The organism is Flammeovirga sp. AWQ4_249 (assembly GCF_056161045.1).
On the sequence record NZ_JBSWYJ010000027.1, the window covers coordinates 64,544 to 73,679 of the forward strand.

Genomic DNA, 9,136 nt, shown 5'->3' on the forward strand with positions numbered 1-9,136 from the left:
GATATACCAAAGGCTATGGTTCTATTTTGAATCATAGCTTTTTTTTATTTCTAAAAAATTGGAATCTGTTAGTGTTTTTAAAAAACTAACTAAATTTTTTTTGTCTTCATCACTTAATAGAATTCTATCTATCAATGTAGAATCTAATGTTTGAGATTTTTTTATACCCATTGTATAATGATCGAGAACTTCATTAATAGAAGAAAATCTTCCGTCATGCATATAGGGTGCTGATGCAAATAAATTTCTTAGCGTAGGTGTTTTATATTTTCCAATATCTTTCTCATCTCTAGTAATTCGTCCTCTTCCTTTATATATACCTTCCAAAGTATCAGGGTAAAAAGTATCTAATCCATTATTGTGGTAATCAAAATCTGTGAAGAAAGGTGCTGTATGACAGGAATTGCATTTTGCTTGAAATACCTTAAAACCTTTTAACTCCTCCTTATTATATTGATATTCACCAATTAGATATTTATCATAATTACTGGTGTTTGAAATTAATGTTCTAACGTATTGTGCTAATGCTCTACCAACATGTGCAGAATGAATTTCATTTGTATTAAACACTTTATTAAACTCATTTTTATATATCTTATCTTGGTTTAAATTGTGGATTAATTGTTTTAAATTAACTCCCATTTCATCTTCATGAGTGAGTGGACCAAAGACTAATGATTCAATATTTTTTGCACCTCCATCCCAAAACCATCCTTTTGCCCAAGCTACATTGATTAGAGTAGGAGAGTTCCTTTTTAATTGTTTGTGAGACACACCCTTTGTTGACAGTGCAACATTTTCAGCAAATCCAAAGTTAGCTTTATGACATGAAGCACATGAAATAGTTGAGTCTTTTGATAGATTAGGATCAAAAAAGAGCTTTTTACCTAGATCTACCTTTTGTTGGTCCATGGGATTATGGATAGGAGTAGGGATATTTTCATATGAAATGACAGAAGCTTGTTTGTTACCTTGACAAGACAACAAACAAGCTCCTAAAATAACTTGAAATAAAATGATTATTTGACGATAATTTCTCTCCATGTAAACATTTGTGCGTAATTTTCAGCAATTAACTGCGTGTTAGGACCAAACATTCGATCTTGATCTGTATCATTATTGAAGTCGATGAAGTTGGTTCTTCTTTGTGCTTCTGGAGTGAGAATCTCTGATTTATCCCCAAAAATATAATCAACTCGCACATCTAAAACGATTTCTTGATTGGCATTTCGATTTAATGAAATTTCTTTTTGACTGAATTTTATTGTCCTATAATTTGCATCTCCACCAATATGGTAAACAAGTCCTTTGGAAGAAATGGAATCTACTAGATATAAACCTTCTGCAAGCATAAATTTATAACCTGTATTCCAATTCCAAGCCATTCCATTTGCAGGGTCTAAATCACCAATTTGATCGGTGCTGTAATTTGCATTATTATCTACACCAATAGAAAACTGCAATTCAGAATAAAATTTATTGGGTAATCCTGTTAGAACAATAGAAGTATCTGCTGTATTAATCATTTCGATTAAATGATAACTTTCTTCAACTTTATAATAACTCGTAGCAGAAGTATCTCTTAAGATAATGTTCGATAAATAAAACCTAAAATCACTAAGTATATATTTTTGTCCTAATGCATTGATGTATTCTTTATTGTATTCTAAAGAGTCGTTATCATGGATTAGATTTAATTTAATGGTTAGAGAGCCTGTTCCGTCAGCATCAAATGTCTCTTTGTAGTCATCACAACTCCAAATCAACAATGGAAGGAAGAGTAAGAGTAGTTTTTTCATGTTAGAATTTATTTTTATACATCATAGATTCTACTGGCCGCATAGTTCTATCGATGTATTTTGCATCTTTTTTGATATGATAATAGTTCGTGATATCTCCATCTACTTTAAAATAGAATAACTGACCAACTGGCATTCCTTTGTATACCTTTACAGGTTGTGTAACAGTGATTTCGAGAGTCCATGTATTACAAAAACCAACATCACCAGCTCTTGAATTTGCATTAATACTGATGCCTAAACGACCAACACTAGAAAGACCTTCTAAAAATGCAACATGCTCTAGAGTTTCAGTATATTCTTTTGTGACTCCCAAATAGATTTTTCCTGGTTGAAGAATAATACCATCATCGGGAATTTCAAATGTGTCGATTTCATTATGTTCTCTTGCATCAAGGATGTCATTTTTGTAGATAGCCAAATGACGACCCAAGTGAACATCATAGGAATTAGTTCCTAATGCATCAGGATTAAAAGGTTCAATTAAGATTGTTCCTTTCTCTATTTCCTCTAATATTTTAGTATCTGATAAGATCATTGATTAACAAAGGCGGAGTATTAATCCTTAAAAATTAAATGATTTTGAAACAAAATAAATGCCATTATAATAGTAAGATACAATTTTAAAATGGCATTTTTTAGTAATCATGTGATGAATTCTTATAATGGCCTATTCTACGTAAAGTACAAGACCTTTTAAATATTCATTTTCAGGATAGAAAATATTAATAGGATGGCAATTAGGTTGAGTAGTTTGATGTAAAATTCTTACATTTCTATGGGCCTCAGCTGCAGCTTGGAATACAATCTTTCTAAATAATTCCTTATCAATTTTTTGTGAGCAAGAGAAAGTGAAAATAATTCCTCCAGGCTTAATTTTTCTTAACGCCTTTAAATTTAATTGCTTATAGCCTCTTGCTGCTGCAGTTACAGCCTTCGCTGATTTTGCAAATGCAGGGGGATCCAAGATAACAACGTCATAGTCATCACGATCCATTTTTGTTAAATGCTCGAATACATCTGCACAGAAACCTTCGTGTTTATCAGATCCAAAGCCATTTAATTCAGCATTTTCATTACAAAGATCGATAGCGGGTTGTGATGCATCTACAGAATGAACTAGCGTTGCACCTGCTTTTAATGCATACATACTAAAACCACCACTATAACTAAATGTATTTAATACTTTAGCATCTTTAGCGTATTTACCGACTAATGCTCTGGCATCTCTTTGGTCCAAGAAGAAGCCAGTTTTCTGACCAGTTTCTACATCAACCCAAAATTTTACGCCATTCTCAAGAACTTCAACTTTCGGAGAACCTTGTTTTTCGGTTAACCAACCTTTTGGAGTTTCTACATTTTCAAGACGTTTTGAAATCTCCTTACTTTTATTGTAAATACGTTCGAAACCAATTTCTTGAAAAGCTTTTACGATCATCGGAGCGATTTTATCGACACCTTTAATTAAGATTTGAAGTGAAATTAGATCATTATAAACATCGGCAATTAATCCAGGGAAAAAGTCTCCTTCTCCATGAATCAAACGATAACAGTTTGTTTCAGATGAGATAACATGCGCTTGACGAAGAGCAAATGCTTTTTTGATTTTCTCAGACCAATATTCTTGCGATGTTGGATCGATCTCTTTTCGAGTATATTCAAAAACGCGACAAACAATTTGATTCCCCGGAGAGAAAAAGGCGTAACCTAAACGTTTGTCATCACCATGAACAATCTCTACGATGTCACCGTCATTCAAATTATCAGGCATCTTAGCAACAGCACCAGAGTAAACCCATGGATGTCTATTTTCTAATGCCTTCAGTTTATTTTTTTTGATATATATTTTTTCCAACATCTTATTTATTTTACTTTTTCACCTTTCAATTTATTCTTCAATTTCATTAATTTTTCGAAGATGCTTGTTGGTAAGTTTTTTCTTAAAAAATTAACGCCCTTTTCATAGCGTAGTAATTTTTTGTAGTACTGATTAATTTCTGGAGTATTTTTCTTTTCTGTGACAATTTTCCATGTTTCAATTTTTGAATCAATTGATCCAATATCCGAAAGTCCACCTGCCGCAAACTTAGTAACAAAAACAGGGACATATTGAAACTGTACTCCATCAATCCAGCGATTGAAAATAAAATGAAAATCTGCAGAGATCTTCCAATTTTTCCAATCAAATGGATATTTCAAAAGTAAGTCACGTTTTGCAAACAAAGCTTGATGACTACAAATCATTCCTTTCCATAATAAATCTGGCGGACTCGCTTTTTTGACTTTTGTTAGATGTTCATATACTACTTCATGGTCACCATAAAGCATTTCTGTTTCAGCCTTGACTTTAGAGAGAATTGCGGATATCGTGTTATTGTCATAAAAGATATCTCCAGCATTCATAAAAATGATCCATTCTCCAGAAGCTAATTGTACTCCTTTATTCATGGCATCATAAATTCCTTTGTCGGGTTCAGAAACATAAACATCAATCTTATCACTATACTTTTTGATTATAGAAGGAGTTGCATCAGAAGATTGACCATCAACAACTACATATTCTAAATCAGTAAAATCTTGGGAAATGACACTTTTGAGGGTGTCTACAATTTCCTTTTCACAATTATATGAAATAGTGATAACGCTTACTTTTTTCATTTGACAAAGATAGTAATCATCGCTAATCTTTTAGAAAAAATACATTAAAATTAAAGGTTATTGGAAGATTCCTTGAAGTATTAAAATTTCATAACAAAACAACTCTTAATAAGAATGATCAACCTCATCAAAAATGAGTTAGACTATGTAAAACAAACCTAATTTATTTCAAACATTGCTATGAAAAATCTACTCCTGTTTTTTGTCGGTATCGCCTTGTTGTTTATCGATTTTGAAACATTATACTTTGCTTTAACAAGTTCTTCAAAAGTTGAAATTTTTATTTCAATTATTGTTGGATTATGTGTTACAGTAGCTGGAGTACTCGCCTTACCTTTATTTTCTATGGATAAAAGGTCTAAAATGAAAAAAAGATACAACTATTAAGGATTCATCTTTTGAGTTTATAGACAAAGAACTAATTTTGCAATTCACTTTGCTTTAGGAGCAAATATTAATATTGAATTTAGAAAATGGAGCAACAAATTATAAATGGTATTGCCGAAGCAGTAAAGGCAATTTATGATGTAGAATTACCTACCTCGAGAATTGTATTACAACCAACAAAAAAAGAGTTTGAAGGATCTTTGACTTTCGTAACTTTTTCTTTGACCAAGCAATTAGGAAAAAATCCTGTTGAAATTGGTGAAGAAATAGGAAAGTATCTTAAAGAAAATGTTGACGCAGTAGCGGATTATAATATTGTAAAAGGCTTCTTAAACCTTGTGATCAGTAAAGGTGTATGGGTAAATACGCTAACTGAAATTGCAGGTGATAAAAATTACGGTCATTTAGCAAGTAACGGTGAAAAGGTAATGGTGGAATATTCTTCACCTAATACAAACAAACCTCTTCACTTAGGTCACTTAAGAAATAACTTCCTTGGTCATTCTGTATCATTAATTTTAGATGCAGCAGGTTACGATGTACAAAAAGTTAACCTTGTAAATGATAGAGGTATTCATATTTGTAAGTCAATGTTGGCTTATGTAAAGTTTGGTAATGGTGAAGAACCTAGCGAAACTTTAAAAGGAGATAAATTAGTAGGTAATTATTATGTAGCTTTTGATAAAGCTTATAAAAAAGAAATTGCCGCATTAATTGAGGAGAAACAAGCTGACTATCCTTCATTAAATGGTGTTGAGGATCTTAAAGCATTGAAAAAGTCGATTGAGGCAAAAGGTGCATCTAAGAAAAACAAGATTCCTTTAACGGATGAGGAGAAAGTTCAGATTAAAGATATTAAAGCACTTTTTGAGTATGCAGAAAAAAATGCACCTCTATTATTAGAAGCTCAAGAAATGTTAAGAAAGTGGGAAGCAGGAGATGAAGAAACTGTTGCACTTTGGAAAAAAATGAACGATTGGGTTTACGCAGGTTTTGCTCAATCTTACGAAATGATGGGTGTAGAGTTTGATAATGTATATTATGAATCTCAAACTTATCTTTTAGGTAAAGACATCGTTCAAGAAGGTTTAGATAGTGGTGTTTTCTTTAAAAAGGAAAATGGTTCTGTTTGGATCGATTTAAAAGATGAAAAGTTAGATGAGAAACTTGTGCTTCGTGGTGACGGTACTGCTGTTTACATGACACAAGATATGGGTACTGCTGATTTGAAATACAAAGATTTTGGTATGAACAAATCAGTGTATGTTGTTGGTAACGAACAAGATTACCACTTCAAAGTACTTCAAGCAATCATGAAAAAATTAGGTCGTCCTTATGCTGACGGAATCTATCATTTATCTTATGGTATGGTTGAATTACCAGAAGGAAAAATGAAATCTCGTGAAGGTACAGTAGTTGATGCGGATGATTTAATCCAAGAAATGATTGATACTGCTCAAGAAAGAACTGAGGAGTCTGGTAAGATCGACGGTTTCACTTCAGATGAAGCAAAGGTATTATTCAAGCAATTAGCTTTAGGTGCTTTAAAATATTACTTATTGAAAGTTGACCCTAAGAAAACAATGCTTTTCAATCCTAAGGAATCTATTGACTTCCAGGGAGATACTGGTGTTTACATTCAGTACAATCATGCTAAGATTCAAGCATTATTAAGAAGAGCTGATAAAGACGGTATCGATTATTCTACTGCAGCTTATGCAGGATTGACAGATATCTCAGACGCTGAAGCAGACTTAGTAGCTTTATTATCAAAGTTAAATGATAAGATCGTAGAAGCTGCTAATTCTTATGCACCTTCAATTATTGCTAACTATGCATTTGATGTAGCGAAGCAATATTCTAAGGTTTACTCTGAGTCTCCTATCTTCAATGAAGAGGATGCAAAGAAGAAAGCATTTAGAATTGCTTTATCTAAGCAGTCAGCTGATGCTATCAGAATTTCATTAGGATTAATTGGAGTGCAGTCTCCTTCAAGAATGTAATCTCACATTCGATATAAATAAACATGAGTCATCCCTTAAAAATTGAATTAAACCTTGAGCTTATTTCACAAAAGGCTTTCCATTTATTTAATATGACCGCAAAGGCTTTTCGAAGTCTGTAGAAAGGAATTTTACTTCTTTTCAAGCCAAACAAGGGGGCATAGATGTTGATTAACCGTTCAACATAATGCCTCCTTTTTTGTATTATTTCCATGAGAAACTCATAAATTAGGAGAGCTATGCCAACCAACTTTAATCTTGATTCCCATGTTTGAACCCAAATGGATTGCATTCCAATTTCTGCTTTACAGCATCTAAACATCTGCTCTACTTTCCATCTTTTCATATATGAAAAAAAACATTTCCCATGCCTGTTTCTTTGTTGTAATATCTAGGTTAGTAAGTAGATAAATTGGTGAGCCCGATCTATTTTTCTCTCTCACTACAATTAGGGTGTATTCTTGATTTCCCATTTCAGGATGATACACCTTTTTCCAAGTAATTAATTTTCTAGCACTTTTTTTTCGCTCTTTGTCATAGTTAACTTTGAAGCTTTTATTTTTCATCCCTCTTGAAATATGATGTGTTAACCTTTTTCCTTTTTCATCTATCAAATATTTATTGGAGATCCATCTAACAAGGAATTGCTGGTTGAATCGCTCCGAATATTCTAATAAAGTTGCGTTAGCATAACCTCTGTCAAAAACATGTAAAACATCATTATTAGAGTGATTATTCATGTTTTCAAAGCCATGCCACATGAAATTAGACCACCATTCTTTATGCAGTCCCGTCCGTGAATAAACATTAAATTCAAACAGGGAAGCTCCTTCTGATAATGCCGTTAAAACGGCGGCTTCAACTTTAAAACCAGGAACATTAATAAACCCTTTGACAGGTGAATTATAATATCCTTGTTTTATTCGAGTGAGTCTCTTTGCTTTACTACTTATCACAGGAGAGAGTCCTTCCAAACGCATGGATTCATGTTTTTCCAAAACAGATCCATCCCAAATTAAAAGAGGTCTAACATTCTTTGAACGCATGGTTTCTATACGATCAAGTGTTCTTGATTTTAAAAAATCTGCTATAATAGAAGAGCTCCAATTTTCACTCCTCAATAGAGTGCCAATTCTTTTTACCCCTGCATTACCATGAGCACTTCCTGATAATAAAGTACCTATCTCGGTAAGTAAAAGTGATTTTGTACTATTCGTATTTCCTCAAATAGAGAAAAACAGTTCTTCAAAAGTTTTGACGAGTCGAGCATCAAGAGTAAGATTTAAATCTTTTAGAAGAGGTGATAAAAAGTGCTCGCTTTGAGATAGTAAATAACTAGCAGGGTTATTTTGCTTAGTAACAACTTTATTTAGTAAATTAAGTGAAGAATGAGCCATTGGTATAATAGTTAAGGTTTCTTGGTCGATACAATAACTATTTTTTGGCTTATAAATAAAAATGAGTCATCCCTTTATTATTATAGTCATATAAATTAGGGATGACTCATGTTTGTGAAATAAATCAATTAAATATGAAGCTATTCTTTAACTATCCTTGTTGTAATAATCTGTTTATCTGTTTTTATATTGAGGATGTAAACCCCAATATTCATTTCTGATAAATCAATAGAAGTTATAGGTTTGATCTCTGTTTGCATATAAACCTGTTTTCCTAACATGTCTGTAATGGTCAGCATTTGAGCATTAACGTTTTCAAGTTCTATATATAATATACCTGATGTAGGGTTTGGAAATACATTATAATTAACTAGACTTTGTGCATTAATAGAAGTTGCAAGATTAATTACAAAATCAGCAGATACGAATGTTATTGTATAATTACTTCCTGCATTGAGTGTTCCTTGTTGGATGGCATACGTTCCTGAAGTTTCTCCTGTTTCACGGCTGAGTTGACCTGTAAGAATATCACCTGATATCATGCTACCACTTGTAATACTATACGTTAAATCAGGATCTGTCTCACCTACATCTTTTGATTGGGCATCGGCAGTAATTTCCAAAGCTATTGCTGTTATATCAGCCGTGAATCCTGATGGTTGCGTAAGGGTATAATTACCAGCATCAGTACCGGATAGACTCATTGAAGAGGTAACGCTAATACCTGTTCCAACATCTTTTGAGGCAAATGTTCCAGCTGTTCCATCCGTCAATGTAACAATATCGCCATTGATCAAGCCGCTTAATGTTGCTCCAGAAATAACAGCTTCTGTATTGCCATCATACACTTTGTTTTCCGCTACCGCATTTGTTACAGTAAGTGCTGCTGCTG

General features: G+C 32.8%; 9 protein-coding genes. 2 read left to right on the top strand and 7 right to left on the bottom strand.

Annotated features, from left to right (window positions below; genetic code table 11):
* Nucleotides 1–21: 21 nt before the first annotated feature.
* The 5 genes from ACXAHM_RS18145 to ACXAHM_RS18165 all read right to left on the bottom strand — a co-directional run bounded on the left by ACXAHM_RS18145 (nt 22) and on the right by ACXAHM_RS18165 (nt 4,457).
* Nucleotides 22–1,044 carry a cytochrome-c peroxidase gene (locus ACXAHM_RS18145; protein ID WP_474962757.1) on the bottom strand — a complete coding sequence of 341 codons (1,023 nt, stop codon included), beginning with the start codon at nt 1,042–1,044 and terminating at the stop codon, nt 22–24.
* Nucleotides 1,020–1,799, bottom strand: coding sequence for an MbnP family protein (locus tag ACXAHM_RS18150; protein ID WP_474962760.1), 780 nt, complete (start codon nt 1,797–1,799; stop codon nt 1,020–1,022). Before ACXAHM_RS18150 ends, ACXAHM_RS18145 begins: the two co-directional genes overlap by 25 nt.
* A gap of 1 nt (nt 1,800) precedes the next feature.
* Nucleotides 1,801–2,337: a dCTP deaminase gene (dcd, locus tag ACXAHM_RS18155; protein WP_474962763.1), complete on the bottom strand. Its 537-nt coding sequence runs from the start codon at nt 2,335–2,337 to the stop codon at nt 1,801–1,803.
* Between the two features lie 132 nt (nt 2,338–2,469).
* Nucleotides 2,470–3,657 carry a class I SAM-dependent rRNA methyltransferase gene (locus ACXAHM_RS18160; protein ID WP_474962766.1) on the bottom strand — a complete coding sequence of 396 codons (1,188 nt, stop codon included), beginning with the start codon at nt 3,655–3,657 and terminating at the stop codon, nt 2,470–2,472.
* Between the two features lie 5 nt (nt 3,658–3,662).
* The gene (locus tag ACXAHM_RS18165; protein WP_474962769.1) at nt 3,663–4,457 is read right to left on the bottom strand and encodes a glycosyltransferase family 2 protein; all 795 of its coding nucleotides are present in this window, start codon (nt 4,455–4,457) and stop codon (nt 3,663–3,665) included.
* 180 nt (nt 4,458–4,637) lie between these two features.
* On the opposite strand from ACXAHM_RS18165, the gene ACXAHM_RS18170 reads away from it, so the two are divergent.
* Together ACXAHM_RS18170 and ACXAHM_RS18175 are read left to right on the top strand one after the other, a co-directional pair.
* Nucleotides 4,638–4,844, top strand: a complete 207-nt coding sequence (locus ACXAHM_RS18170; protein ID WP_474962773.1) for a hypothetical protein — start codon at nt 4,638–4,640, stop codon at nt 4,842–4,844.
* An 86-nt stretch (nt 4,845–4,930) separates the two neighbouring features.
* On the top strand, nt 4,931–6,847 hold the full coding sequence (locus ACXAHM_RS18175) for an arginine--tRNA ligase (RefSeq protein WP_474962776.1): 1,917 nt from the start codon (nt 4,931–4,933) through the stop codon (nt 6,845–6,847).
* 314 nt (nt 6,848–7,161) lie between these two features.
* Here ACXAHM_RS18175 and ACXAHM_RS18180 read toward each other — a convergent pair whose 3' ends face one another.
* Nucleotides 7,162–7,893 carry a hypothetical protein gene (locus tag ACXAHM_RS18180; RefSeq protein ID WP_474962780.1) on the bottom strand — a complete coding sequence of 244 codons (732 nt, stop codon included), beginning with the start codon at nt 7,891–7,893 and terminating at the stop codon, nt 7,162–7,164.
* Between the two features lie 491 nt (nt 7,894–8,384).
* The coding region (locus ACXAHM_RS18185) for an MBG domain-containing protein (RefSeq protein WP_474962784.1) at nt 8,385–9,136 on the bottom strand (752 nt) is incomplete at its 5' end.